Consider the following 25,591-nt stretch of genomic DNA (forward strand, 5'->3'; position numbering starts at 1 on the left):
GGGGGTCGACCTCGACGTCTGATCGGCGTGTGATCCCCCTCCCTCTTGACAGGCGGGGGTCGACGCGACCGTCTCCGCACAGCACGATGGTGTGCGGAGTCGGCGGACGCGCGCGCGGAAGCGCCCCAGAGGAGAGTTCGCCGCCCGGACGCCGCACCGACAGGCGTTTTTCACGGGCCGTGTGCCGACGGTCCAGCACGATGGTGGACGCAAGGAACGCCTGAGCGCCTCGTGGGCGACCGGGGGAGTCCGATACTGGAGGGAGTGCGTGGTGCCACCGCGGCCGACCGGCCGAGGAGGCGCCACCGTGCGCATGAGCGAACCGATCACGCTGAACCGAGACACGTCCGAGGCCGAGGCCGGGAGGCGCCTCCAGGCGGTCCTGCTGGACATGGACGGCACGCTCATCGAGAGCGAGCACCTGTGGGGGGAGTCCGAGGCGGAGCTCGTCGCCGAGCTGGGCGGGGTGTGGACCGAGGAGGACCACGCGCGCAACGTCGGCAACGCGGCCGACCCCGTGGCCCGCTACATCATCGGCCTGACCGGCGCCGACCTCGCCCCGCGCGAGGTCGCCCGGAGGCTGTACGCGAAGTTCCGGCGCAAGCTGGAGGGCGGTGCCCGGGTGCGCCCGGGAGCCAAGGAGCTGGTCCGGATGGTCTCCGAGGCGGGCATCCCGGTCGCCCTGGTGACCTCCACCGAGCGCGAGCTGATCGAAGCCGCCATCGGCGGAATCGGCCTGGAGAGCTTCGACGACTCCGTGGCCGGTGACGAGGTCGCCGCCAACAAGCCCGACCCCGACCCCTACCTGCGGGCCGCCCGCCGTCTGGGCGTCGACGCCCGGCGCTGCGTGGCCTTCGAGGACTCCCTGGTGGGTGTGACGGCCGCGGCCGACGCCGGCTGCGTGACCGTCGCCGTGCCCGACCACGTGGAGATCCCCCCGCGCGAGGGCGTGGTCTTCCGCGACAGCCTGGTGGGCGTGGACATGGAGTGGCTGGAGTCGCTGGTCGCCGACCGCTGACCGGCCTCCCCCGGTCCTCGCCTCGCCTCGCCTCGGCCCGTGCCCGGGGCCCGGCGAGAGCGCCGGGCCCCGGAAGGATCACCGGTCCCGGTCCCGCACCAGGGGCAGGGGCGCGAAGACGTGGTCCCGCCACAGGCGGCGGGACGCCTCCTCGGGGTAGGCGCTGGTGCGCGGCTCCGTGTCCAGCAGGCGGGTCAGGCGCTGCTCGGTGTCGTAGGCGGGCCAGCCCGGGTCGCCGGTGGCGGCGAAGTCCGTCCAGGCCCGCCGCACGTGGGCCGAGAGGCGCTCGGCCTCCGGGACGCCGTCGGGGCCGAGGAACAGCCGGCCCAGATCCGTGTCGTAGACGCCGAACAGGAGCAGCACGTCGAGTCCGTGGCAGGCCCCCAGGGCACCGCCGTTGCCCGGCGCGGACCAGGTGACCTCGTACATGTGCGCCCGGCCTCCGCCGCGGACCTGCGCCTCGGCCAGGTGCAGCGAGGGCATACGCATGAGCCAGTCGGACTGGACGAGTTCGAACAGTCGCTCGGGCGAGGCGTCGGGGAAGGCCTCACGGTAGGCGCGCTCGGGGTCCGGGCCCGGGCCGAAGACGCGTAGGGCCTCGGCCGCCCGAGCGTCGTCGATCTGCCCGACGAGCTCGGACGTGGCGACGAAGAGGCGGTACTCGTCCCGGGTGTGGCCGACGATCAGGTCCACGTCCCGCGCGGCGCCGTCGGCCAGCGCCCGCCACGGTGTGACGGGCAGGACGTCGCCGTCCACGACCGGTGAGAACGGCGTCGGGGTGAGTGCGACCGCGCCCCACCGGTCCTGGTGGCTGCGCAGGGCGCGGCTGACCGCCGCCCCGGCGGCGGGGAGTACGCGCGGGGCCACCCCCGACAGATCGGCCACGGTGGGGCGCAGACCCATCTCCGCGGCGATGGCGGCGGTGACGTCCTCGGCCAGCTCCGGGCTGAAGAAGGTGCCCGGCAGGCTCTGGACGATCGCGCGGTGGAAGAGCCCCCGGGCCGCGGGCGCGGTCAACAGGCAGGCGACGGCCCCCGCGCCTGCCGACTCGCCGACGACGGTGACCTGCGCGGGGTCGCCGCCGAAGGCCGCGATGTTGTCGCGTACCCACTCCAGAGCGGCGATCTGGTCGAGGACACCGCGGTTGGCCGGGGCGCCGTCGATCTGGGCGAAGCCCTCGATGCCGACGCGGTGGTTGAAGGTGACCGTGACGACGTCGCCGTCGCCGGCGATGCGGTGGGCGTCGTAGTAGGGCTCGTCGGAGGAGCCGACCTTGTAGGCACCGCCGTAGATCCACACGATCACCGGGCGGGCGGCGGCCGGGTCGACGCCCGGGGTCCAGACGTTGACCGTGAGCCAGTCGCCGTCGGTTCTGTCGTCCGTGGGCGCGGCGTCCCCGGACCCGTGGCTCTCATGGGGCGGAGGGGGACCGAACGCGAACGTCTCGGGCACGGGGATCTCCTGGGGTGGAGGGGGACCGAAGGCGAACGCCTCGCGTACCCCGTCCCAGGTGCGTGCGGGCCGCGGTGCCATGAACCGGTCGGGGCCCACGGGGGGTTCGGCGAAGGGGATGCCGCGGAAGACGGCCAGGCCGCCCTCATGGCGGCCGCGGATCCGGCCGGTGGTGGTCCCGGCCTCGGGCTCGTCGGTGGCCGTTCGGGGTTCGACCGCGGTCATGGGGTCTCCTCAGGTGGGATGGAGAGGGCGTCGGCGCCGGTCAGAGCCGGCACCATGCGCATGAGCCGGGCGGTGAACGCCTCGGCGTCGAGGGGATCGGGGCTCTCGACCAGCCAGGTGTTGAAGAACGCGGCCCATCCGCCGACGACGAACCGGGTGAGGTCCTCGGCCAGCTCGGGGGAGGCCGTTCCCGCGGTCATCCGGTCGACGATGAGCCGACTGGCCGGGGCGAGCAGATCGCTGAGCGCCAGTGTGAGGGCGTAGCCGCAGGGGCTGGTGACCATCGCCCGGTAGAAGGTCCGGTAGCGCGCGAAGTGCTTCGCCGCGGCCAGGTGCCGGTCGGGGTCGGTGATGTCGGCCGGTACCGGGGTGTGCGTGACCAGCTCGCGCCGTACGAGGTCGAGCGCGGCCTCCAGCAGCAGGGTGTCGCGGTCGCCGAACTGCAGATAGACGAGTTGGCGGCTCACGTCGGCCGCCTGGGCGAGGTCGGACACCGCGATGGCGGTGGTGCCGCGCTCGGTCACCAGCTCCACGGCGGCGCGCATGAGCGCCGCCTGAGAGCGCCGCACCCTCCGGTCGGTCTTCTGGTCGCTCTCCATGGAGCTAAATTAACACATGTCAAAAAACGCACAAGTGACAAAGAAGGCGGGACCGCGCGTCGCGGTCCCGCCCCTGCGGTGTGCCCGGGGGTTACGCCTCGACCTCGGAGCGGTCGCCGCCCCAGAGGGTGTGGAACGCGCCCTCCCGGTCCGTGCGCCGGTAGGTGTGGGCACCGAAGAAGTCCCGCTGGCCCTGGACGAGCGCGGCGGGCAGGCGCTCGGCGCGCAGGGAGTCGTAGTAGGCCAGCGCCGCTCCGAAGCCCGGCGCGGGCACGCCCTGGCGGGTGGCCGCCACCATGACCTCGCGCCAGTCGTCCTGGGCGTCGGCGACCTCCCGGGCGAACGTGGCGTCCGACAGCAGGCTCGGCAGGTCCGGGCGTGTGTCGTAGGCGGCGCGGATACGGTCCAGGAACGCGGCCCGGATGATGCAGCCGCCGCGCCACAGGGCGGCGACCGCGCCCGGGTCGATTCCCCAGCCGTACTCCTCACCGCCCGCGGTGATCTCGTGGAAGCCCTGGACGTAGGACATGATCTTGGAGGCGTAGAGCGCCTGCTCGACGCGGTCGGCGAAGGCGGCGGCCTCCTCCTCCGTCAGCGCCTGCGGTTTGGGACCCTCCAGCGACCGCGACGCCTCGCGCAGCGGCACGTGCCCCGACAGCGAGCGAGCGAAGACCGCCTCGGCGATGCCGGAGACCGGCACGCCCAGGTCCAGCGCGGTCTGCACGGTCCAGCGGCCGGTGCCCTTCTGCTCGGCCGTGTCGGCGACCACGTCCACGAACGACTGCCCGGTGCGGGCGTCCACGTGCGCGAGCACCTCGGCGGTGATCTCGATCAGGTAGGAGTCCAGCCGACCGGTGTTCCAGGTGCGGAAGATGTCGGAGATCCGGCCCGGGGTGTAGCCCGCCACATCGCGCAGCAGCTGGTAGGCCTCACCGATCAGCTGCATGTCGGCGTACTCGATGCCGTTGTGCACCATCTTCACGAAGTGGCCCGCGCCGTCGGGGCCCACGTGGGACACGCACGGTGTGCCGTCCTCGGCCTTGGCGGCGATCCGCTCCAGGATGGGGCCGAGCACGGCGTAGGACTCCGCCGACCCGCCGGGCATGATGCTGGGCCCGTGCAGGGCGCCCTCCTCGCCGCCGGAGATGCCGGTGCCGACGAAGTGCAGGTCCTGTTCGCGCAGGCGGCGCTCGCGGCGGCGCGTGTCGGCGAAGTGCGCGTTGCCGCCGTCGATGATCATGTCGCCGGGCTCCAGCAGGGGCGCGAACTCGTCGATGACGGCGTCGGTGGGCGCTCCGGCCTTGACCATGACCACCAGACGGCGGGGGCGCTCCAGCGCGGCGACGAACTCCTGCGCGGTGTGGGCCGCGACGAAGTCGCCCTCCTGCCCGAACTCCTCGATCAGGGCGTCGGTCCGGGCCGCGGTGCGGTTGTGGACCGCGACGGTGAAGCCGTTCCGGGCCAGGTTGCGGGCGAGGTTGCGCCCCATGACCGCGAGTCCGGTGACACCGATCTGGGCTTGCGTGCTCATGTGTACGACTCCTGAGTGGCTGTAGGGGGACCCTGCCGATCAGACTAGGAGAGCGGGGGCCCCGTGCCCGGCTGCGGCCGCCGCGCGTCGCCGTCCACGCGTGTCTCGTGCCTCACAGCCGCCGGGCGGCGCCCGGTGGGGGCCTCTGGTGCGCGGGTAGCGTGGGGACGAGGGGGATACCCGGAGGAGGGCTCCGGGCAGCGAGGCGCCGGACCGGGGCTCGCCCTAAGGGATCGTCCGGATGTGCGGAGCGGCGCCGGATGGGAGACTGGTGCCATGCCTGACGACCTGACAGCAACCGCCGGCCTTTCCCTGGGAGCCGCCCTCACCATCGCGGGTCTGCTCATCACCTTCTTCGTGTGGCGGCGCAAGGGCGCCGCCTCGGGGCTGCGCGGCGTGGCGTGGTCCCTGCTGCCGCTGGCCGCGGGTCTGCTCGGCCTGATGAACGCCATCTGGCAGTTCGTCCTCAGCCTCCTGGGCATCGTGGCCGGACTGGCGCTCAACCCGCTGGTCTGGGCGGGAGCGGTCCTGGTGGGTCTCTCGGTGGTCCTCTACGTGGTCTCGGGCTTCATGCGCCTGCGTGGCCTGGGCACCTCACCGCGCGGGGCGGCCAAGGACGGGCCGAGCGCCCCGAAGGGCGAGGGCGGAGCGAAGGCGGTCGGACCGGCCGCGGGACCCGCGGGCCAGGTCGGCGCGAAGGCGCCGAAGAAGTCCGGGGCCGACGACCTCTCCGACTTCAGCGACATCGAGGAGATGCTGCGCAAGCGCGGTATCGAGTAGGTGCTCGGGGCGCTTGACGCCGGGTCCTTCGTCGTCGACTCGCCTGGCTCGCAAGCTCGCTGGCGGCAACGTCTCCTCCTGCAGGCCCCGGCGCGCCCCTTCGCCGTGCTTGCTTTGGGCCTCCGCTCGTGCCCACGCCGTCGCCCGCCACCACCCTCAACGGACGCCTGCGGCGCAGCCTTTCCTGCTTCGGCCCGGATCAACCCCCCTGTGCTGACGGTTGGCGGGAAGGGCTCGGGGCGCCCCTTCGCCGTGCTCTCTTCGGGCCTCCGCTCGTGCCCACGCCGTCGCCCGCCACCACCCTCAACGGACGCCTGCGGCGCGGTCCTTCCTGTTTCGGCCCGGATCAACCCGCCTGGGGTGCCGCAGGGCTGCACCTGCACGTCCGACCTTCTGGGGTCCGGCGAGGCCGGGGGGCTCCGGACTCGCGTGTGGTCACTCTCAGTCATCGCAGGAACCCATGGCGGCACCTTCGGCAGGCCCGGCTACGGTCGGGTCTTCGTTGTGTCGAGGACCGGTAACAAAGGACGTTCCGGGTCATAGCACTTGCCATAGCACTGGGCCTTGGCGGACGAGTCATCATCTCACCGGACGTATCGTGACCAACGCGACCTGCGGTGCATCCGACCAGGTCAGCTCAGTCGTGGGATGAATACGAAGTTTGGCCCCCTTGGGCAATTATGAGTTTTTTGCCATACTTTGTCACGATTTAGCTACATGGCCGGAAATTGGACGATAGGTGTCCAATCCGCGAGTAGGTTGGTCGCTGTGTCACAGCCCGGGCGTTCAGGCGGCGGGATGTGCCCAACACCTCAGGGTGAAGACGGGCACACCGTGCAGCCGGAACCGGCGGCGGCGGACCACCTTCCCGCCCTAGCCGACCTGACGCCTATGCCAGCCAGTGCCGAGACCCGGCAGGCTCCCACCGTGAGGCCCCATCAGGGGTACCCCTTCAGGACTCACGCGCGGGTTCCCGCCCTCTCCTCGGCCGAAGCGTATGAGTGGAGAGTGGTGGCCTGATGAGCGCGCCCTCGCATGCCCCCGAATCGGCGGATCCGCCCGCGAGCGACGTCGAGGTGTCCGGCGCGAAGTCCGCGAGCGGGCACGCCGACTCGGACAACCGGTCACTGCGCCAGATCGCGTGGCAGCGGCTGCGGCGCGACAAGGTCGCCATGGTCTCCGGCGTGGTCGTCGCCCTTCTCGTTCTGGCCGCGGCGCTCGCGCCGCTGCTGGTCAAGTGGTTCGGCTACCCGCCCACCGAGTACCACCAGGACCTCATCGACGCCGGCACCCGGCTGCCCTTCAAGGACCCGGAGAACCCCACGGACCCGGCCACCGGCTTCGCGGTCACCGACCCCTGGGGCGGTATCAGTTCCGACCACTGGCTGGGCGTCGAGCCCACCACCGGCCGCGACCTCTTCAGCCGCCTGCTCTACGGCGCGCAGATCTCGCTGCTGGTCGCCTTCCTGTCCACCCTGGTGTGCGTGGCCATCGGTACCGTGATGGGCATCATCGCCGGGTACAAGGGCGGCTGGGTCGACACCGTCATCAGCCGGGCGATGGACATCTTCCTGGCCTTCCCGCTGATGCTGTTCGCCATCGCTCTCGTGGGCGTCATCCCCGACGGTGTGCTGGGCCTGACCGGCAATGGCCTGCGCATCGGCGTCATCGTCTTCATCATCGGGTTCTTCAACTGGCCCTACATCGCCCGCATCGTCCGCGGACAGACGCTCTCCCTGCGCGAGCGCGAGTTCGTCGAGGCGGCCCGCAGCCTGGGGGCCAGCAACCGGCACATCCTGGTCAAGGAGATCCTGCCGAACCTGGTCACGCCGATCATCGTGTACTCCACGCTGCTCATCCCCACCAACATCCTGTTCGAGGCGGCGCTGAGCTTCCTGGGCGTAGGTATCAACCCGCCCACCCCGAGCTGGGGAAAGATGCTGTCCGAGGCGATCCCGTTCTACCAGAACGGCCCCTACTTCATCGTCTTCCCCGGCCTCGCCATCTTCATCACCGTGCTGGCCTTCAACCTCTTCGGTGACGGCCTCCGCGACGCCTTCGACCCCAAGACCTCGGACTGACCCACGTCGGCGCGGGGCGGGGCGCCCGCCCATCCCCGAACGGACGCGGATCAACCCGCGGGTCCACTCATCCCCATCAGGTTCCGTAGAGAGGTACTCCCTTGAGGAAACGCACCCTCGGTTTCGTCGCGCTCGGCGCGGCGGCATCCATCTTCCTGGCCGCCTGCGGCGGCGGTGACAGCGCCGACGGCGGTGGCAGCGCCGACGGCGCCGGCTTCAACCTCGCCGAGACGGAGATCGTCAACGCTTCGGACGCCACCGGCGGCACCCTGCGCTACGCGATGGCCCAGGACTGGGACTCCGTCGACCCCGGCAACACCTACTACGGTTTCAGCTGGAACTTCTCGCGCTACTACGCGCGCACCCTGCTCACCTACAACAACGAGCCGGGCGAGAACGCCACCGACCTCATCCCGGACACGGCCGCGGGCATGCCCGAGCCCAACGAGGACTTCACCGAGTGGACCGTCCAGATCCAGGAGGGCCTCAAGTACGAGGACGGCTCCGAGATCACGGCCGAGGACATCAAGTACGGCATCATCCGCGGTGACTTCAACGGCGGCACGCTGGCCAACGGCCCGAGCTACTTCGCCCAGAAGCTCGACGCCGACCCGGAGTTCAACGTCTTCGAGTCCTCGGACCCGCTCGGCGAGTTCGACGCCATCGAGACCCCGGACGACCACACCCTGGTCTTCAAGCTCAAGGAGAGCTTCTCGGAGTTCCCCAACATCCTGATCATGCCGCAGACGGCCCCCGTGCCGGTCGACGCGGACCGCGGTGAGCTCTACCAGCAGAAGGTCGTCTCCTCTGGTCCCTACAAGTTCGACGGCGAGTACGAGCCGGGCGTGGGCCTGAAGCTGGAGCGCAACGAGCACTGGGACCCCGAGACCGACCCGGTCCGTTCCGCGCTGCCCGACAACATCGAAGTCCAGCTCGGCATCAGCCAGGACGAGGTCGACGAGCGCCTGGTCAACGGCGACATCGACGTCGACCTGGGCGGCACCGGTGTGGGCCCGGCCATGCACAGCCGCCTGGCCGGCGACGAGTCCGCGCGCCCCAACATGGACAACCTGTACTCGGGCGCGCTGCGCTACGTGAACATCCACACGCCGGTGATCGAGGACGTCGCCTGCCGCCAGGCGATCATGTACGCGGCCAACCGCGACAGCATGCACCGCGCCTGGGGCGGAGAGCTGGGCGGCGACATCGCGACGAACCTGCTGCCGCCGGCCCTCCCCGGCTCGGACCCGGAGAGCGACCTGTACCCCTCCGAGGACAACACCGGTGACCTGGAGGCCGCGCAGGCCAAGCTGGAGGAGTGCGGCGAGGAGGACGGCTTCGAGACCGTCATCGCCGCCCGCGAGGGCCGCGAGAAGGACGTGCAGACCGCCGAGGCGCTGCAGGAGGCGCTGGGCCGCGTCGGCATCGAGGCCGACATCGAGACCTACCCGGCCGGTGACTTCTACGGCCAGTACGCCGGTTCCCGGGACTTCGTCCGTGAGAACGGTATCGGACTGAGCGTCTCCGGCTGGATCCCCGACTGGCCCACCGGCTACGGCTTCGCCCAGCCGATCACCGACGGCGCCGCCATCGTCGAGACCGGCAACTACAACATGGCCGAGATCGACGACCCGGAGATCAACGAGCTCTGGCAGGAGGCCGTCCAGACCGAGGACCCGGACGAGCGCGCCTCGATCTACGCCCAGGTCGACACGCTGGTGATGGAGCAGGCCGCCATCCTGCCCGTGGTCTTCGACCGCCAGATGTACTACCGCTCCACCGAGCTGACCAACGTCTACTTCCAGCCCGGATACGCCATGTACGACTTCATGGCCCTGGGTGTCGACCGCGGTTAGTCACACCGGCCACGTTCCGAACTAGTACGACAAGGCAGGTGAAGGCGGCGGGGGATCCACGGCCCCGTGGACACCCCCGCCGCCGACCGCGATGCTGACCTACATTCTTCGCCGCCTCGGCGCGGGCGTGCTGCTGCTCGCCATCGTGACGATGGTGACCTTCTGGATCTTCTTCGTGCTGCCCAAGTGGGCCGGCGTGACCCCGCAGGGCATGGCCGCCATGTACGTGGGCAAGGCACCCACCCCGGCCGCGCTCGAGGCCACGGTGGAACGGCTGGGCTTGGACCAGCCGATCGCCGTGCAGTTCTACAACTTCGTCAGGGACCTGCTCTTCGGTGCCGAGTTCACTTTCGGCCGCGAGACCGTGGAGTGCGCGGCCCCGTGCCTGGGCTACTCCTTCACCACCAACACCCCGGTCCTGGAGCAGATCGTCAGCCGGCTCCCGGTGACGATGTCCCTGGCCGCCGGCGCGGCGGTCATGTGGGTCGTCGGCGGCGTCGCGGTCGGCGTCCTGTCGGCCGTCAAGAAGGGCAGCATCTTCGACCGGATCGCCATGTCCCTGGCCCTGGTCGGTGTGTCCCTGCCGATCTACTTCACCGGTCTGCTGTCCCTGGCCTTCCTGGTCCACAGCTGGAACATCTTCCCGGTGCCGCGCTACGTGCCACTCGGCGAGGACCCGATCGGCTGGTTCCAGGTCATGTTCCTGCCCTGGGTGACCCTGGCCTTCCTGCACGCCGCGCAGTACGCCCGGCAGACCCGCGCGGGGATGCTGGAGACGCTGGGCGAGGACTACATCCGTACCGCCCGGGCCAAGGGCCTGAGCGAGCGCCGGGTCATCCTCAAGCACGCGCTGCGCCCGACGCTCACGCCGATCGTGACGATCTTCGGCCTGGACATCGGCCTGGTCCTGGGCGGCGCGATCCTGACCGAGACCACCTTCTCGCTCAACGGCATCGGCAAGTTCGCGATCGACGCGATCGTGTCCAAGGACCTTCCGGTGATCATCGGCGTCACCCTGATGGGCGCGTTCTTCATCGTGCTCTGCAACCTCATCGTCGACCTCCTCTACCCGATCGTCGACCCGCGGGTGCGGATCGCGAGCTAGCACGCGATGGCGGCCGGGCTTCCTGCCGCCGGCCCACCCGTCGCCCACGACCTTCAACGGACGCCTTCGGCGCAGCACTATCAAAGGAATCTGACATGGCCTCGACCGAGCCCGTCGTCCGCGTGGACGACCTGCGGGTGACGTTCCCGACCATGGACGGCGACGTCCACGCGGTGAACGGGTTGTCCTTCGAGGTGCCGGCGGGCGGCGCCCTCGGCATCGTGGGCGAGTCGGGCTCGGGCAAGAGCGTGACCTCGCTGGCTCTGATGGGCCTGCACCGCGGTAGCCGGGCCCGGATCACGGGCGCGATCGAGGTCGTGGGCAAGAACGTGGTCACGGCCTCGGACAAGGAGCTGCGCCGGATGCGCGGCAACGACATCGCGATGGTCTTCCAGGACCCGATGCAGTCGCTGCACCCGCAGTTCACGATCGGCAACCAGCTGGTGGAGGCCTACCGGATCCACCACCCCAAGGCCTCCAAGGCCCACGCTGTGAAGAAGGCCGTGGAGTCGCTGGAGCGGGTGGGGATCCCCGAGCCGGGCACGCGGATCAACTCCTACCCGCACGAGTTCTCCGGGGGTATGCGCCAGCGGGTGGTGATCGCGATGGGGTTGATGTGCGATCCCAAGGTGCTGTTGGCCGATGAGCCGACCACCGCGTTGGACGTGACGGTGCAGGCCCAGGTGCTGGATCTGCTGGACGAGCTGCGCCGGGACCTGGGGATGGGTCTGATCCTGGTCTCGCACGACCTGGCGGTGGTGGCGGGGTCGGTGGACGAGGTCGTGGTGATGCGCAAGGGCGTGGCGGTGGAGCACGGGGACGTGCGCACGGTGCTGTCCTCGCCGGAGCACCCGTACACGCAGGCGCTGCTGGACGCGGTGCCGCGGGTGGAGGTCTCCCGCGCCCAACGCCGCGCCAGCGACCGCGCCGACCGCGCCGAGCGCGACGCGAAGGCCGGCGTCGCCACCACCGCCCCCGCCGACTTCCAGGCCTTCACGCCCGGTGGCACCTCCACAGACACCCCTCTGCTGCGGGTGGAGGATGTGGCGCAGCGGTTCAGGGTGCGTGGGGGCCTGTGGGGGCGTTCCACGGACTTCTGGGCGGTCAGGGGTGTGTCCTTCGAGCTGCGCCAGGGCGAGACGCTGGGTGTGGTGGGCGAGTCGGGGTCGGGTAAGTCGACGCTGTCGCGGATGGTCATGCGCCTGTTGGAGCCCACCCGGGGCCGGGTGGAGTTCGAGGGCCGTGACATCACGCACCTGTCCGACCGGGAGCTGCGCCCGTTGCGCCGGGATGTGCAGATGGTGTTCCAGAACCCGTACTCGTCGCTGAACCCGCGGGTGACGGTGGGGGACGCGATCGGGACGGCGTTGAAGGTGCAGGGCGAGCGCGATGGCAGGAAGGTGCGCGCGCGGGTGCAGGAGCTGTTGGAGCGGGTGGGGTTGGAGCCGGGGCACTACAACCGGTTCCCGCACGCGTTCTCCGGTGGTCAGCGCCAGCGGATCGCGATCGCGCGGGCGCTGATCCTGAAGCCGAAGCTGATCATCTGTGACGAGCCGGTCTCGGCTTTGGACGTGTCGACGCAGGACCAGGTGCTGCGGTTGCTCTCGGAGTTGCAGGACGATTTCGGGTTGACCTATATCTTCGTGGCGCATGACCTGGCGGTGGTGCGCCAGGTCTCGGACCGGGTCGCGGTGATGAGGAAGGGCGAGATCGTGGAGATGGGTGACAGCGACAGTGTGTATGAGTCGCCGCAGAGCGAGTACACGCGTCAGTTGTTGACGGCGGCGCCGTTGCTGGACCCGGACGAGGCGCGGCGGCACCGCGCCGAACGCGAAGCCGCCAAGCGCGAGCGGGTCGCCTGACCGGCCCACGACAGGACCGGCCGCCGGGCCGAACACGAACGCCGCCGGCGGTGGCCACGGGAGACCGTGGTCGCCGCCGGCGGCGTTCGTCGTGCGCGGACCGCTGTCACGGGTTCCCTAGTCGACCGGCCCCGGGGGCGGGGAACGCGCGGGGCGGGCCGGCACGGGGCTGGCGTGGCACGGGGCCCATGCCGGTCGATTCCGCGCGTGGGCCCCGGCGTTCGTGGGGCGGGGAGTGTGGTGTGGCCGTCAGGTGCCGACGCGGCCGCCGTCGCGGCGGCTGACGACGACCACGGCGGAGCGGGGGCGCCCCCGCGGGTCGAAACCGGGCCAGTTGCTGACCGCCCGGGGATTCTGGGCGGTGGGATCCTCGTCACCGGGCCCGGCCGAGCCCGGCCCGTGCACGGTGACGAACAGCGTGCCCTGGTCGGGAGTGGAGCTCACACCCGAGATGGCGGACCCGGGCGGCCCGGTGAGGAAGCGGCGGACCTCGCCCGTCTCGGGGTCGGCGCACAGCAGGGCACTGTTGCCCAACCGCACGCGTCGCTCCCGGTCGGCCACGTCCGACACGTCGGTGGTGATCCACAGCCGGCCGTCGACGCCGCAGTGCACCCCGTCGGGTGCGCCGAACACGGATCCGAGGGCGTCCGTGCCCTGCCCCGGACGGGCGAACTCGCGCCAGCTCATGACGGCGGCCCCATGGTCGCCCGCGCCCTCGGTCCAGGCCAGCACCCGGCCACCGCCCGGTCCCGCGCTCTCGGGGCAGTAGACCGTGCCGGTCACGGGGTGGACGGCGGGCCGCCCGGGCCGGCGCAGGGTGGTGGCGCCCACGGCATCGGCGGCTTCGCGGGCCCGCAGCAGCACGTCGGCCTGGTTCCGGAACGCGGCGCGCAGGTCCCTGCGGCCGTGGTCGAGCGGGATCCACGCCCCGGTTCCGTCCGTGTCCAGCCGGGCCGCGTGGAGGGTCCCCTCGTCGAGCGGGCTCGTGGCGGCGGCGCGGAGGTCCCGCCAGGGGCGGGCGGTGACGAACTTGTACACGTGGGTGTCGTCGCTGAGGTACACCACGGCGTGTCCCCGCGACTCGGTCACCGCGGCCCCGCGGGCGGCCAGGCGGCCCAGCGCGGTGCGCTTGACGGGGGCGGCGTCCGGTGCGAAGGGGTCGATCTCCACGGTCCAGCCGAAGCGGTGGGCCTCCTCGGGCGTCGCGGCGAGGTCGAAGCGGGGCTGGTGGGCGTGCCAGCCGTAGGCCGAGGAATCGGCGGCCAGGCCGTAGCGCTCCTGCTCGGAGCTGGGCCGCCAGCGCCGTTCTTCGGTGCCGAAGGCGTCGGCGATGGTGTCCTCCCCGGTCAGGAAGGTTCCCCAGGGGGTGGTGGCGTGGGCGAACCCGCCCAGGACCCCCCGCGTCTCGTCTCCGGTGTCCAGCGCGGCATGGCCGTCCAGGGGGCCGGAGAAGGCCACCGGTGAGGCGGGCGTCAGACGGCGGTTGAGTTCGTCGGCCCGCACACGCCAGCGGCCGTCGATCAGTTCGATCCGCAGCACGGTCACTCCGAGCGAGGCCATCTCCTTGGCGGTGCGGGCGGCGGTCGAGGACTGGCCCCCGTCGGCGTGCAGCAGGACGGGGTCGGCGGTGGCGTGGCTCAGCACCAGCAGTCCGCGCCGGTTTCCGGCGTGGCTCGGGGTCAGCGGCACGTACTGCACGCCGCCGTGCCCGGTGCCGACCTGGCGCAGGGCCGCGGCGGCGGTGTCGGAGGCGTCGGGCCGCCAGCGGGGGCTGCGCGGGCCGATCGGCGCACCCCAGGGCGCCAGGACACGGACGGTGTAGCCCTCGGGGACGGTGACGCCGTCCTTGCGGGCGACCGGGACGGGGGTGAAGGACAGATGCGAGCCGGTGAGCGGTGTGGCGAGCGCGGCGGCGAACGAGGGCGGGCCGCCGACGAGGGCGGACGCCCCCAGTGCGCCCAGCCCCGCGGTGGTGAGCAGGGCCCGCCGCCGGGTGGGGTGCGCGGGGTCGTGGATGTGGTGCGCCATGTCTCTCCTCGCCTGGGCAGTGCCGCGTCCGGTCCGCGATCGAGAGCGGTCGAAGGAGATTCCATCACACTGTGTAGTCAAACCCGGACATTGTGCTCGGCTTCGAGTGTCGTTCAAGTCGGGAATGAAAACGGTTATCATTGACTTGTATCGTCTGTGACCGCGAAGGAGGCACACATGGCGCGCAACGAGGTCCGTCCCATCATCAAGCTCAAGTCCACCGCCGGAACCGGCTACACCTACGTGACCCGCAAGAACCGGCGCAACACGCCCGACCGGCTCGTCCTGAAGAAGTACGACCCCAGGGCCCGCCGCCACGTCGAGTTCCGCGAGGAACGCTGACCCGCCACCAGGAGGCATCCATGAGACCCGGCATCCACCCCGACTACCGGCCGGTCGTCTTCCGCGACCGCGCGGCCGACTTCGCGTTCCTCACCCGGTCCACCGCCACCAGCGAGAAGACCGTGGAGTGGACCGACGGCCGGACCTACCCCGTCATCGACGTGGAGATCTCCAGCGCCAGCCACCCCTTCTACACCGGCACCGCCCGCGTGGTGGACACCGCCGGCCGGGTGGAGCGCTTCCAGCGCCGCTACCAGCGCAAGCGCTGATCCGCCGTGGCGGGGCACCACCCCGCCGCACGGCCGCGCGGGGCCCGGTCGGCCGGGCTGATCCGCCACGGCCGCCCCGGTCCCGGCGGGCGGTCCGCCCCGGCCCGTCCGGCCCGGCGCGACCGTCACCGGACCCTCCGGCGCGAGCGCCGCCGGAGCCGTCGCCACCCGAACCCCCCCCGGCGCGTCCCGCCGGGGCGACCACCACCAGAACGACAAGGACAGGGCCGATGGCCGTACCGAAACGCAAGATGTCGCGGTCCAACACCCGCACCCGCCGCTCCCAGTGGAAGGCCGACACCCCCGACCTGGTCACCCTCCACCTGAGCGGGCGCGAGTACCGGGTTCCGCGCAACCTCGTCGCCGCCTACCGGCGCGGGCTGCTGCCCCTGCCCGACTGAGGCGCCGTGGCGGGCGTCCCGTCGGGCGCCCGCCCCGGAGGTGCCCGGAGGCCAGGCGCCCGCCCGTGCGACGGACGGCGTCCGCCCACAGCGCCCCGGAATGGGCACGGGGCGGTCACACTGCTGCCCCGAACCGTGCATAACGGACGAAACGCCCCCGATCCTCGCCCCGCGTGCAGCGCGGGTCGGGCAGTCTGGGAGGCGTGACGACCCGAACCGACCCGCAGGCGCCCGCCCCGGGCCCCCGCACCGCGAAGACCCCGCGCAGACCCGTCGACCTCCTCGTCGGGACCGCCGGCCTGGTCGCGGTCGCGGCGATCCTCCTCGCCGCGCGCGTGGTGACCGACGGGGACCGGATGCCCGGGGCCGCACTGCTGAGCGCGCTGCTGCCCACCGGGCTGCTGTTCCTGGTCGCGGTGGCCGCCAACCTCCTGCTCCTCGTCCTGGCCTCCTACACCGTCCTGCGCACCCTCATCGACGGCGACCTGCGCGGCCTCGCCCGCGTCATGACCGCCGCGGTCGCGGCCTACGCCCTGGCCTCCCTCATCAACGCGGCCCTGAGCACACTGCTCGGCCGCGCCCCCTCGCCCGTACCGGACATGCCCGGCGACGCTCTGAACAGCGTGCCCGCCGAAGTGTTCACCGGCGCCACCCTCGGCTACGTGGCGGCCGCCATCGCCTTCGCGCTCACCATGCCCACCGGACTGCCGCGCGTGCGCTCACTGCTGTGGACCGGCGTCGTCGCGGGCGCCCTGTGCGCCCTGCTGGCGGGTGTGAGCAGCGGCCCCGCCCTGCTGCTGACCGTCCTGGTCGGCATCGTCTGCGCCGCCCTGGCCCGCTACGTGCTCGGGGCCCAGCCCCCGGAACCGGTCGACGCGCGCCTGCACGCCGAACTCCGCCGCTTCGGGCTGACCGCCACCGCCATCGCCGGCGCGGGCACCGACGAGGAGGGCAATCCGCGCTACCTCGCCGACCTCGACGACGGAACCCGCGCGGAGCTGTCGCTGCTCAGCTCGGAGAACACCGCCGGGTTCTGGCGCAGGCTGCGCGACCTGCTCCTGTTGCGGGGGCCGGTCGCGCCGCGCATGCTCTACGGGGTCCGGCGCCGGGCCGAGCACGCCGCGCTGATGAGCTTCAGCGCCCGCGAGGCGGGCGTGACCGTCCCGCGCGTGCTGGCGGTCGGGGAGGCCGGGCCCGGCACGGTGATCGTGGCCCGCGAGCTGCCCGACACACGCACCCTCGACTCCCTGGCCGACGAGGAGATCACCGACGACCTCATCGACCGGGTGTGGGAGAGCCTCGGCGCCCTGCACCGCCGCCGCCTCGCGCACGGCAACCTCACCGGAGCCACGGTCGGCGTCCTGCGCGAGGACCCCCGGCACGTCGTCCTGACCGGGGTCGACCGCGGCGCGGTGGCCTCGCCCCCGCTCAAGTCGTCCCTGGACAACGCCGCCCTGGTCACGCTCCTGGCCATGCGCGTGGGGGCCGAGCGGTCCGTCGACTCGGCCGTGCGCGCCCTGGGCGTGGCCGCCACCGCCGCGGTCCTGCCCTTCCTCCAACCCGCCGGACTGCCCTCCGAGACCCGTCGCGGCCTGCGCCGCGACCGCCGACTGCTGTCCGAGGTGGGGGAGCGGATCGCCTGGATCGCCCCAGAGGCGCCCGCCGCCCCCGCCCGCCTGGAGCGGATGCGGCCGCGCACCGTCGTCAGCGTCATCGTCGCGACCGTCGTCGGTCTGATCCTGGCCTACCAGCTGGCCGGTGTGGACCTGACGGCCATCGGCCGGGCCGACCCGATGTGGGCGGTCGCCGCCTTGGCCATGGCCACCACGTGCATGGTCGCGGCGGCCATGATCCTCATCGGCTTCGTGCCCGTGCCCCTGCCGTGGTGGCGCACGGTCGCCCTGCAGTACGCCGCCTCGTTCGTGCGCATCGCCGCACCGGCGGGGTTGGGGGCGATCGCCATCAACGCCCGCTTCGCGGTCAAGGCCGGCGTCCCCACCTCCCTGGCCCTGTCGGCGGTCGGCCTGTCCCAGCTGGTCGGGTTCATGGTCCACGTCCCGCTGCTGCTCGTGTGCGCCTACCTGACCGGTACCTCGTACTGGACGGGGTTCACGCCCTCCCCCACGGTGGTGGGGGTCAGTATCGCGGGCACGGCCGCGGTCGCCGTGGTCGTGCTGGTGCCGCGCCTGCGCCGGGCCTTCGCCGACCGGCTGCGCCCCTACCTGCGCGGTGTGCTGCCCCGTCTGATGGACACCCTCCAGCGGCCGGCCAGCCTGGCCATGGGCCTGGGCGGCACGCTGCTGCTGACGGTGGCGTTCGTGCTCTGCCTGCACTTCTCGGTGCTGGCCTTCACCTCTCCCGGCACGCAGGTGAGCCTGGTGGCGGTCGCGGTGGTGTTCCTGGCGGGCAACGCCATCGGCTCGGCCGCGCCCACGCCCGGCGGGCTGGGAGCGGTGGAGGCCGCGCTCATCGGCGGCCTGACCGCCGTGGCCGGGGTTCCCGCCGCGGTCGCGCTGCCCGCGGTGCTGCTGTTCCGGCTGCTGACGTTCTGGTTCCCGGTCCTGCCCGGCTGGGGCTCCTTCGTCTACCTGCAGCGCCGCGAGGCGATCTGATCGAAGGGGCGGGCACGGCGGGTCCGGGCGCGCGGATCAGCGGGTGTAGGCCTCGGCCAGGGCCCGCAGGACCTGTGTGCAGCCCGCGTCCACGGTCAGGGCCGCGAGGTGGTCGGCGCGGGTGGCGCCCCGGTTGACGATCACGACCGGTTTGCCCTGCTCGGCCGCGCGCTTGACGAAGCGGCGCCCCGACAGCACGGTCAACGACGAACCGGCCACGAGCAGGGCGCCGGCGCCCTCGACCAGGCGGTAGGCCTCCAGCACACGCGCCTTGGGCACGTTCTCGCCGAAGTAGACGATGTCGGGCTTGAGCACACCGCCGCAGGACTCGCAGTCGGCCACCCGGAAGCCCTCCGTCGAGGCCAGCACGGCGTCGGCGTCGGGGGCGACCTCCACGTCGGCGACCCGGTCGGTGAAGCCGGGGTTCAGCAGGGTCAGGCGTTCGTGCAGCCGGGACCGGGTGATCCGCTCCGGGCAGGACAGGCAGGCCACGCGGTCGTAGCGGCCGTGCAGGTCGATGACGCGCCTGCTGCCCGCCGCGCCGTGCAGGGTGTCGACGTTCTGCGTGATGACGCCGTCCACGACACCCGCCCGCTCCAGGTCGGCCAGCGCGCGGTGCCCGTCGTTGGGGAGCGTGCGGTGCACGTGGTGCCAGCCCACGTGGTTGCGCGCCCAGTAGTGGCGGCGGAAGGCGGCGTCGCCGGTGAACTGCTGGTAGGTCATCGGTGTGCGCGGCGGGGAGTCCGGCCCCCGGTAGTCGGGGATGCCGGAGTCGGTGGACACACCGGCCCCCGTCAGGACGGCCACGGGACCGGCCCCGAGGACCGTTCGGATCCGGGCGGCCCAAGCCACCGGCTCGTCGGTGTCGAGCGTGCTACTCACCCTTCCGAGGATAGGCGGCGCCCCGGCGAGCGGTGCGCTGCCCACCTCGAAAACCGGTTGCGGGCCCCATCACCGCGACGAGGACGGTGAGATCCTCGGCTACCTCGTACCCGCCGAGGACGGGCTGTGCGCGTGCAGATTGTGGGGGCCAGGTTCATGACGCACGGGCCGGGTGACCCCTCGACGGCTCACACCCCTCGGCCCCGTTCGCGCCGCCGCTGACCTGGAATGGCTCGCGACCGAAGTCGAACCGAAGATCGACTCCGACAGCGACAGCGACCCCGACTGGGACGACTGGTTGTTTGGCCGAGGCGGACACGTGAATACTGGTTCTGGCACGCATTCGACGCCTGCACCACCTGGCCCTCACCCTCCGTGATGCGAAGTGTCCCTCTCCTCCCTGTTCAACCTTCTATTCCTCCACCTGGCCGGGCCCGGTCTTGGCACGGCCTTCCGGCACAGCCGAACGCTGCACATCACCGCGGTCACGACCCCGCGGGCTCGTCCCCGCTGTCCCGAAGCCGAAACCGCCCACGGTTGGTCAGGTCACGGCCTGTATCGTGAGCCACCCCGACCACCTGGACACCGAACAGAGCACCGGGCTGAAGCAGGTGCTGGCCCACTGCCCGGAACCGGCGATCAACGACTACGAATCATCGGGCGGGGCCGCCAGTACGGGGCCAAGGACCTGGTACAGGTCACGGTGGATCCAGTTTTCGATCTCTCTGTCCTTGGAGGTGTTCTCCTTGCCAATGAGTGCTCTGGTGTGTGATTATGCCGACACAGTTGTGGCGCGGTGCATACATCCTGGAATCGGCGACTTTCTGAGAAGGGTTGAATCCCATTCGGATTTCCCGATGCTGGGCTGGGTTGACCCCTATGATGATACGGTGTTCAATTCCCGACAAATATCTGCCGTACTAGCCGAACTCGCGAGTGTCTCTCGAGAATTTCCGGAGAGCGGTCGCCCTTCGGTTGTTGAGGAATTGGTCGCGATCGCCAAGCTGGTGCCCTTGAAGCCCCATAGGTATCTCATCTTCTCCGGGGATTAAATCCTCTTAGAGCTGATCTCAGAAGTCCCGCGAAGCGACTCTGGGCCTGACATGATCACGTGCTCTGAGCGATGTGTTGCCCGGCGGGCTCGGGGAGATCGTCCAGCCCCTGCTGCCCCCACCACCGAAGACCGACCGACCCCGCGCCTACCAGAGAGCGGTGCTGAGCACGGTGCTGTTCGTCCAGTCCTCGGGCTGCTCCTGGCCAAGAAAGCTTGAACAGCCGGAGCTGGGGTTCTGTGGCGCACCCGGCAGGATTCGAACCTGCGGCCATCGGGTGAGAAGCTACTTCCGGCCGGCTTCGGAATTCCTGAGGTCTTCGAGCAGCCGGAGTGAATTCTCCAGTTCTTGCCGGTGCACGGCAGGGCGCTCCTCCGCAAGAGCCGTCTTGATTTCGGCGGCTCGGGTGACGGCTTCGAGTGCTTCTTCGGTCCGCCCCAGATCACTCAAGTACAGAGATTGGTTGTACAGGGCTCTAGCGAGGTCGGGTAGGTGGGCGTCGGGGCGTTGTTCGGCGAGCGCCCGGTAGTGCTGGACGGCCTGAGTGATGGCCTCCAGTGCTTCTTCGGTCCGCCCCAGTTCGCCCAGACGAACCGCTTGGTTGTTCAAAGCCAATGAGAGGTCGGGCAGGTGGACGTCGGGGCGTTGCCGGGCCAGAGTGCGGCGGATGCGAATGGCTTCGGTGACCGTCTCCAGCGCCTCCTCGGTTCGCCCCAGGCTGCCCAGTGTGACGGATTGGTTGTTCAGTGCCAGGGCGAGGTCGGGTAGGTGGGCGTCGGGGCGTTGTTCGGCGAGCGCCCGGTAGTGCTGGACGGCCTGGGTGGCGGCCTCGAGTGCTTCTTCGTCCCGTCCCAGGTCGCCCAGGCGGAGCGCCTGGTTGTTCAGAGCCCTTGCCAGGCCTGGGACGTGGGCGTCGGGGTGTTGTTCGGCCAGTGCCCGGTAGTGGCGGACGGCTTCGGTGATGGTTGCGAGTGCTTCTTCGTCCCGTCCCAGGTCGCCCAGGCGGAGCGCCTGGCTGTTCAGTGCGAGGGCGAGGTCGGGCAGGTGGGCGTCGGGATGTTGTTCGGTCAGGGTGCGGCGGATGTCGACGGCTCGGGTGATGGCCTCGAGTGCTTCTTCGGTCCGCCCCAGTTCGCCCAGGCGGTTGGATCGGCTGTTGAGGGTCCTGGCGAGCTCGGGCAAGTGAGCGTCGGGGTACTGCTGAGCCAGGGTGTGGCGGATATGTACGGCTTCGGTGACCGTCTCCAGGGCCTCCTCGGTTCGCCCCAGGTTGCCCAGTCTGACGGATTGGTTGTTCAGTGCCAGGGCGAGGCCCGGCAGGTGGGCGTCGGCGTGTTGCTCGGCGAGTGCCCGGTAGTGGTGGACGGCCTGGGTGGCGGCCTCGAGTGCCTCTTCGGTGCGTCCCAGGTCGCCCAGGCGGAGCGCCTGGTTGTTCAGGGATCCGGCGAGGTCGGGCAGGTGGGCGTCGGGATGTTGTTCGGTCAGGGTGCGGCGGATGTCGACGGCTCGGGTGATGGCCTCGAATGCTTCTTCTGCCCGTCCCAGATCGCCCAGGCGGTTGGACTGGTTGTTCAGTGCCATAGCGAGGTCGGGTAGGTGGGCGTCGGGGTGTTGTTCGGCGAGTGCCCGGTAGTGGTGGACGGCTTCGGTGATGGTTCCGAGTGCTTCTTCGTCCCGTCCCAGGTCGCCCAGGCGGAGCGCCCGGTTGTTCAGTGCCCTGGCGAGGTCGGGTAGGTGGGCGTCGGGGTGTTGTTCGGCGAGTGCCCGGTAGTGGTGGACGGCTTCGGTGGCGGCTTCGAGTGCTTCTTCGAGCCGCCCCAGGTCTGCGAGGCGGTTGGATTGGTTGTCCAGGGACAATGCGAGGCTCGGGAGATGGGCGTCGGTGTGTTCCGCGGTCAGGGCGCGGCGGATGCGGACGGCTCGGGTGACCGCATCCAGGGCCTCCTCGATTCGCCCCAGGTCGCCCAGGCGGAGTGCTTGGTTGTTCAGGGCCATCGCGAGGCCGGGCAGGTAGGCGTCGGGGTCCTGTTCGGCTTGTGCTCGACGTGCTTCGACCAGGCGCGCGCTCAGGCGCTCGGCCCATACCGCCAGCCGCTGGCTGGACAGGGGCAGGGCATCGCTGAGATCTCCCAGGGCCTCGGGCGAGGCACCAGGATCGCTGGTCGCGTCGTCCAGAGCTTGGACGAGCGGACCGGGGTGCTCCACCCGTGTGGCCACGTCGATGACCGCTGGACCCAGAGTGTGGATGTGGCGTGTGCACAGTGTGGTCAGGTGCCCTCCCACGGAGGCCAGGGCGGGGTGCGCGGCCGCGCGTGCGTACAGGGTCACCAGACGTTCGGCGTCCGCGGTGGTGATGGTGTCCAGGTGCGGGTCGAACAGGACGGGGTCGCGCTGGAGGCGCTGGCCGAGGAAGTACTCCAGCAGCCGGTCCGGTTGCAGGAGCCCCCACATCCACTCCCCGTCCGGGGGGTACAGGCCGCTGATCCACAGGCGGATCTGGTGTTTGCGGGCGGTGGTCTGGTCCTCCAGCACCGCAGCGCTCCCCAGGAGTTCGTCTGCTTCCTCGACATCGGCGGGGGCGAGGGTGAAGACCAGGGCCAGAACGTCGCGCAGCGGTTGTGCCAGGTCGGCGTCGCCCAGGCCGTAGGCGGCGGCGGTCTGGTCCCAGTAGCGGAACTCGTGGGCCAGCACCCGACCCTCCACCGCACTGTCGGCCGTGACGGCGGTGGAGTGTTGGGTGGCGTCCAGCAGGTCGGCCAGGGCGCGCATGTGCACGCTCAGCACGGTCTCCCACTCGGGGCCCGACAGGTCCGGATCGGCCAGGCCCGCCGCGACCCGTCCCCAGTCGGCCTGGCGGGGTGTGCGGGCCGCCGGCAGGGCGTCGGCGAGGTGGTGCAGGGCGGTGCGGTACTCCTGGGTGCGCTCGGTGGTGCGGGGCGCCAGCGGCGGTAGCGGGAGTTGTAGGGCGATGTCGGCCAGGAGGTGGTGGGTGGCGGTGTTGACCTGCTCCCACCACTCGCCCAGGGTGCGCACCAACAACAGCAGCCGGACGGGGGCATGCCCGGGGGGTCGGTCGCACAGCTGGAGCAGGCGGACCAGCTGCGCGGTGCGGGTCTCGGCGTAGTCCACCACCACCAGCAGCGGGGCCGTGGCGTTCTTGACCGGGCCCAGCTCGTCGACGGTGGCATTCTCCTTGAGCCACACCGTGGCCCATCGCTGCCCCGGGGTGTCGGGGTGGGCCAGGCGTGCGGTGAGTTCGTGGGCCAGGCGGGTCTTGCCCTGCCCGCCGGGCCCGTGCACCACCGCCGCCGTGAGCGGCTCGTCGCTGTCGGACCACTCCAGCAGGGTTCTCATGGTCCCGTCCCGGCCGTGGAATTCCACCACCTGGCGGTGGGCTTCCAACAACGATGCCGGGGAGGGGCGGTGGTGTGAGCGCGGAGTGAGGGCCAGGTGGGCGAGTTCGACCGGTTCCAGCACCAGGGACACGCCGTGCTCGGCCAACACCGCCCGGAAGGTGGGGTCGTGGTGCAGGACGTAGGCCGGCACGATGTCCAGGGCGGCGTGGTCGCGGTGTTCGAGGTCGGCGGCCACCACACCCACGAGCAGTTGGCCGTCGCCGCAGCGCATTCCGGCCCCGGACAGGCCCGCCCACAGCGAACGCCGCTGCCCGGCCTGCTCTTGTTCTCGGATTTCGTGCGGGTACCAGCGGGGCGGGTGGGAGCTCAGGTCCATCACGTGCCGGTGGTTGACGAAGTGGGTGCCCGGGGCCACCGTACCCATCAGCTGAACGGTCTCCGCAGCCCGGCCGGGGCGTTGGGCCAGGTCGGGAAAGCCCCACACCTCACACGGGGTGCCGGGGGTGGTGGTGACCAGCCGCCCCCACCGGGTGACCACCGCACGCTCGACCCAGCCCGGGTCGGTGACGTGGACGAGAGCGGCGTCGTCGTGCCCCTTCGGGGTGCCTCGCCAGACCACGTGCCCCATGGAGGGCTGGTGGTCGGTTGCGGTGTGCACCTGCACCTGGCCATCGGGCGGGGGCACGGTGTGGGCACTGGTCAACACCAGACGTGGGGCGATCACATACCCTGACCCGCTGCCGTGGGGGGTGGTGATGCGGGTGATGCGTTGGGCGGTGTCCAACATGCGCTCCGGTCACTGGCACGAGAGGGCTGGTGGGGGATGGACGGATGCCTCAGCGTGTGTAGGAGGGGGGCGGAGCGGCGTGGGTGGTCTGCGCTGTGCTGGTAATGGACACGTCGCCGTCGGGGGTGTCCTTCGGGCGGGGGGTGAGGGTGAAGGACACCCGGTGGGTGCGGGTCCGGCTCGCCCCGGCCTCGATCTCGCCGGAGGCGATCCACGCGGAGAGTTTGCCCTTGGCCTTGCCGTCGACGCGGAACTGGACCTCGAAGTCCATCTGGACGGGCCCGACAGTGAAGGTCATGTCGGGGCTCTGGGCTTCGGCCTCCTCGACGGCCTCGGTCAGTTCCTCGCGCAACGTGCGGACGGCGTCGGTCAGGCGAAGTTCCATGTCGGTCTCCTCGACGGGCAGGGGCGAAGGGGGTGCGAGCCTACGATGGCAGAACCCGCGCTGTGGCGTCGAAGAGGGAGGGGTGACCGTATCCGGCCGGCCCTTCTTCCAGTCAACGGTGGTTTTGACAGGTGCCGGGATCGCTTTCCGTCGCTCGTGTGAACCTGGAAGCCCCCGACGGGGGTGTTGGGTCCGGCCGGCCCCGTGTCGCCGGAGGCGGTTGAGCAGACGGCGTGGTTGGCAGCTCGGGGTGACCGCGCAGCGGGCGGGGGAGTACGGCCTGCTGAACACCCCGCTCGCCACGATCGTGACCACCGGTGTCCCGGCGGAGCAGGCCGGTGCGGTCTCCGGCCTGATGAACGCGGGGAAGCGGTTCGGCGGTGCCGTCGGCCTCGCCGCGGCGACCGCGGTGGCGGCGGGGGTCGGCACCGACCGGGCCGCCTTCCTGCTCATGGCCGCCGCGCTCGGCACCGTCGCCGTCCTCGCGTTCCGCCGACCGCAACGCCGGGCGGAGCCCGCACCGGTCAGCGGTGCTCCAGCACGTTGACGACCCGGCCGCTGGGGTCGCGGACGAAGAACCGCCGCACGCCCCACTCCTCGTCCTGCAGCGGGTGGACGATCTCCGCACCCCGCTCCCGCATGATCGCGTAGGCCGCGTCCACGTCGTCCACCTCCACACTCATGTCGGGGACGACCGGCGCTGTCCGGTCCTCGGCCATGAAGCTGACCTGCGCCGCAGGCTGGGTGGGGGAGGCGAGCGTCATGATCCACCCGTGGTTCATGACCTCCTCGAAGCCCAGCAGGCCGTAGAACTCACGGTTGTCCCGCGCGGCCTCCGACCGCACGATGGGCATGACTCGGCGAACGGACATCGTGGGCTCCAATGGAAGCGGATGTGTGTCGGACTCTCCAGGAGTACTACGGCACACCCGTCCTCGTACACCCTTGCGAAACAGGTTCTGGGCTGC

The 25,591-nt window shown here is 71.2% G+C and carries 20 protein-coding genes; 12 read left to right on the forward strand and 8 right to left on the reverse strand.

The genetic code is table 11. The annotated features are described in order from the left end of the window. Window positions 1-313 precede the first annotated feature (313 nt). Window positions 314-1,018: an HAD family phosphatase gene (locus tag M1P99_RS22490; protein WP_304454560.1), complete on the forward strand. Its 705-nt coding sequence runs from the start codon at window positions 314-316 to the stop codon at window positions 1,016-1,018. 78 nt (window positions 1,019-1,096) lie between these two features. Here M1P99_RS22490 and M1P99_RS22495 read toward each other — a convergent pair whose 3' ends face one another. The 3 genes from M1P99_RS22495 to gndA form a co-directional block, all read right to left on the reverse strand. Beyond that, window positions 1,097-2,695, reverse strand: coding sequence for a carboxylesterase/lipase family protein (locus M1P99_RS22495; RefSeq protein WP_304454561.1), 1,599 nt, complete (start codon window positions 2,693-2,695; stop codon window positions 1,097-1,099). Then, entirely contained in the window at window positions 2,692-3,294 is a 603-nt protein-coding gene (locus tag M1P99_RS22500; RefSeq protein ID WP_304454562.1) for a TetR/AcrR family transcriptional regulator, read from the reverse strand. Before M1P99_RS22500 ends, M1P99_RS22495 begins: the two co-directional genes overlap by 4 nt. Window positions 3,295-3,385: 91 nt before the next feature. After that, complete coding sequence (gene gndA / locus M1P99_RS22505; protein ID WP_304454563.1) at window positions 3,386-4,825, reverse strand: NADP-dependent phosphogluconate dehydrogenase; 1,440 nt, start codon at window positions 4,823-4,825, stop codon at window positions 3,386-3,388. Window positions 4,826-5,101: 276 nt separating this feature from the next. On the opposite strand from gndA, the gene M1P99_RS22510 reads away from it, so the two are divergent. From M1P99_RS22510 to M1P99_RS22530, 5 genes are all read left to right on the forward strand, one after another. Further along, window positions 5,102-5,605, forward strand: a complete 504-nt coding sequence (locus M1P99_RS22510; protein ID WP_304454564.1) for a cellulose synthase — start codon at window positions 5,102-5,104, stop codon at window positions 5,603-5,605. 1,019 nt (window positions 5,606-6,624) lie between these two features. Next, window positions 6,625-7,686, forward strand: a complete 1,062-nt coding sequence (locus M1P99_RS22515; protein WP_304454565.1) for an ABC transporter permease — start codon at window positions 6,625-6,627, stop codon at window positions 7,684-7,686. Window positions 7,687-7,787: 101 nt separating this feature from the next. Further along, window positions 7,788-9,542 carry an ABC transporter substrate-binding protein gene (locus tag M1P99_RS22520; protein WP_304454566.1) on the forward strand — a complete coding sequence of 585 codons (1,755 nt, stop codon included), beginning with the start codon at window positions 7,788-7,790 and terminating at the stop codon, window positions 9,540-9,542. A gap of 91 nt (window positions 9,543-9,633) precedes the next feature. Then, window positions 9,634-10,647, forward strand: coding sequence for an ABC transporter permease (locus tag M1P99_RS22525; RefSeq protein WP_304454567.1), 1,014 nt, complete (start codon window positions 9,634-9,636; stop codon window positions 10,645-10,647). 95 nt (window positions 10,648-10,742) lie between these two features. Further along, window positions 10,743-12,509, forward strand: a complete 1,767-nt coding sequence (locus tag M1P99_RS22530) for an ABC transporter ATP-binding protein (protein WP_304454568.1) — start codon at window positions 10,743-10,745, stop codon at window positions 12,507-12,509. Between the two features lie 249 nt (window positions 12,510-12,758). On the opposite strand, the gene M1P99_RS22535 is transcribed toward M1P99_RS22530, so the two are convergent. Then, the gene (locus tag M1P99_RS22535) at window positions 12,759-14,537 is read right to left on the reverse strand and encodes a PhoX family phosphatase (RefSeq protein ID WP_304454569.1); all 1,779 of its coding nucleotides are present in this window, start codon (window positions 14,535-14,537) and stop codon (window positions 12,759-12,761) included. A gap of 177 nt (window positions 14,538-14,714) precedes the next feature. Here M1P99_RS22535 and rpmG point away from each other — a divergent pair, with 177 nt between their 5' ends. The 4 genes from rpmG to M1P99_RS22555 all read left to right on the forward strand — a co-directional run bounded on the left by rpmG (window position 14,715) and on the right by M1P99_RS22555 (window position 18,161). Next, on the forward strand, window positions 14,715-14,879 hold the full coding sequence (gene rpmG / locus M1P99_RS22540; RefSeq protein ID WP_053616566.1) for a 50S ribosomal protein L33: 165 nt from the start codon (window positions 14,715-14,717) through the stop codon (window positions 14,877-14,879). Window positions 14,880-14,899: 20 nt separating this feature from the next. After that, a complete protein-coding gene (locus tag M1P99_RS22545; RefSeq protein WP_304454570.1) occupies window positions 14,900-15,148 on the forward strand; it encodes a type B 50S ribosomal protein L31 in 249 nt (82 codons plus the stop codon). Between the two features lie 230 nt (window positions 15,149-15,378). Next, window positions 15,379-15,549, forward strand: coding sequence for a 50S ribosomal protein L32 (gene rpmF / locus M1P99_RS22550; protein WP_304454571.1), 171 nt, complete (start codon window positions 15,379-15,381; stop codon window positions 15,547-15,549). Between the two features lie 203 nt (window positions 15,550-15,752). After that, complete coding sequence (locus M1P99_RS22555; protein WP_304454572.1) at window positions 15,753-18,161, forward strand: lysylphosphatidylglycerol synthase transmembrane domain-containing protein; 2,409 nt, start codon at window positions 15,753-15,755, stop codon at window positions 18,159-18,161. 36 nt (window positions 18,162-18,197) lie between these two features. On the opposite strand, the gene M1P99_RS22560 is transcribed toward M1P99_RS22555, so the two are convergent. After that, complete coding sequence (locus M1P99_RS22560; RefSeq protein WP_304454573.1) at window positions 18,198-19,043, reverse strand: NAD-dependent protein deacetylase; 846 nt, start codon at window positions 19,041-19,043, stop codon at window positions 18,198-18,200. 560 nt (window positions 19,044-19,603) lie between these two features. Here M1P99_RS22560 and M1P99_RS22565 point away from each other — a divergent pair. After that, a complete protein-coding gene (locus tag M1P99_RS22565; protein WP_304454574.1) occupies window positions 19,604-20,095 on the forward strand; it encodes a hypothetical protein in 492 nt (163 codons plus the stop codon). Between the two features lie 285 nt (window positions 20,096-20,380). Here M1P99_RS22565 and M1P99_RS22570 read toward each other — a convergent pair whose 3' ends face one another. Next, entirely contained in the window at window positions 20,381-24,109 is a 3,729-nt protein-coding gene (locus M1P99_RS22570) for a tetratricopeptide repeat protein (RefSeq protein ID WP_304454575.1), read from the reverse strand. A 178-nt stretch (window positions 24,110-24,287) separates the two neighbouring features. Next, window positions 24,288-24,623 (reverse strand): trypco2 family protein, encoded by a 336-nt coding sequence (locus M1P99_RS22575; RefSeq protein ID WP_304454576.1) that lies wholly within the window; start codon window positions 24,621-24,623, stop codon window positions 24,288-24,290. Window positions 24,624-24,843: 220 nt separating this feature from the next. Between M1P99_RS22575 and M1P99_RS22580 the strand changes: the two genes are divergently transcribed. Beyond that, complete coding sequence (locus M1P99_RS22580) at window positions 24,844-25,170, forward strand: hypothetical protein (protein ID WP_304454577.1); 327 nt, start codon at window positions 24,844-24,846, stop codon at window positions 25,168-25,170. Here M1P99_RS22580 and M1P99_RS22585 read toward each other — a convergent pair. Next, window positions 25,148-25,495 (reverse strand): VOC family protein, encoded by a 348-nt coding sequence (locus tag M1P99_RS22585; RefSeq protein WP_304454578.1) that lies wholly within the window; start codon window positions 25,493-25,495, stop codon window positions 25,148-25,150. The genes M1P99_RS22580 and M1P99_RS22585 overlap by 23 nt on opposite strands. Between the last annotated feature and the right edge of the window lie 96 nt (window positions 25,496-25,591).

The sequence above is a fragment of the Nocardiopsis sp. YSL2 genome, from assembly GCF_030555055.1.
Taxonomy (GTDB): domain Bacteria; phylum Actinomycetota; class Actinomycetes; order Streptosporangiales; family Streptosporangiaceae; genus Nocardiopsis.

What these genes read in the sequence shown, in the direction of transcription:
- M1P99_RS22490 (WP_304454560.1), top strand. Translation starts at nt 314, where the DNA reads ATGAGCGAACCGATCACGCTGAACCGAGACACGTCCGAGGCCGAGGCC.
- M1P99_RS22495 (WP_304454561.1), bottom strand. Translation starts at nt 2,695, where the DNA reads ATGACCGCGGTCGAACCCCGAACGGCCACCGACGAGCCCGAGGCCGGG.
- M1P99_RS22500 (WP_304454562.1), bottom strand. Translation starts at nt 3,294, where the DNA reads ATGGAGAGCGACCAGAAGACCGACCGGAGGGTGCGGCGCTCTCAGGCG.
- gndA (WP_304454563.1), bottom strand. Translation starts at nt 4,825, where the DNA reads ATGAGCACGCAAGCCCAGATCGGTGTCACCGGACTCGCGGTCATGGGG.
- M1P99_RS22510 (WP_304454564.1), top strand. Translation starts at nt 5,102, where the DNA reads ATGCCTGACGACCTGACAGCAACCGCCGGCCTTTCCCTGGGAGCCGCC.
- M1P99_RS22515 (WP_304454565.1), top strand. Translation starts at nt 6,625, where the DNA reads ATGAGCGCGCCCTCGCATGCCCCCGAATCGGCGGATCCGCCCGCGAGC.
- M1P99_RS22525 (WP_304454567.1), top strand. Translation starts at nt 9,634, where the DNA reads ATGCTGACCTACATTCTTCGCCGCCTCGGCGCGGGCGTGCTGCTGCTC.
- M1P99_RS22530 (WP_304454568.1), top strand. Translation starts at nt 10,743, where the DNA reads ATGGCCTCGACCGAGCCCGTCGTCCGCGTGGACGACCTGCGGGTGACG.
- M1P99_RS22535 (WP_304454569.1), bottom strand. Translation starts at nt 14,537, where the DNA reads ATGGCGCACCACATCCACGACCCCGCGCACCCCACCCGGCGGCGGGCC.
- rpmG (WP_053616566.1), top strand. Translation starts at nt 14,715, where the DNA reads ATGGCGCGCAACGAGGTCCGTCCCATCATCAAGCTCAAGTCCACCGCC.
- M1P99_RS22545 (WP_304454570.1), top strand. Translation starts at nt 14,900, where the DNA reads ATGAGACCCGGCATCCACCCCGACTACCGGCCGGTCGTCTTCCGCGAC.
- rpmF (WP_304454571.1), top strand. Translation starts at nt 15,379, where the DNA reads ATGGCCGTACCGAAACGCAAGATGTCGCGGTCCAACACCCGCACCCGC.
- M1P99_RS22575 (WP_304454576.1), bottom strand. Translation starts at nt 24,623, where the DNA reads ATGGAACTTCGCCTGACCGACGCCGTCCGCACGTTGCGCGAGGAACTG.
- M1P99_RS22585 (WP_304454578.1), bottom strand. Translation starts at nt 25,495, where the DNA reads ATGTCCGTTCGCCGAGTCATGCCCATCGTGCGGTCGGAGGCCGCGCGG.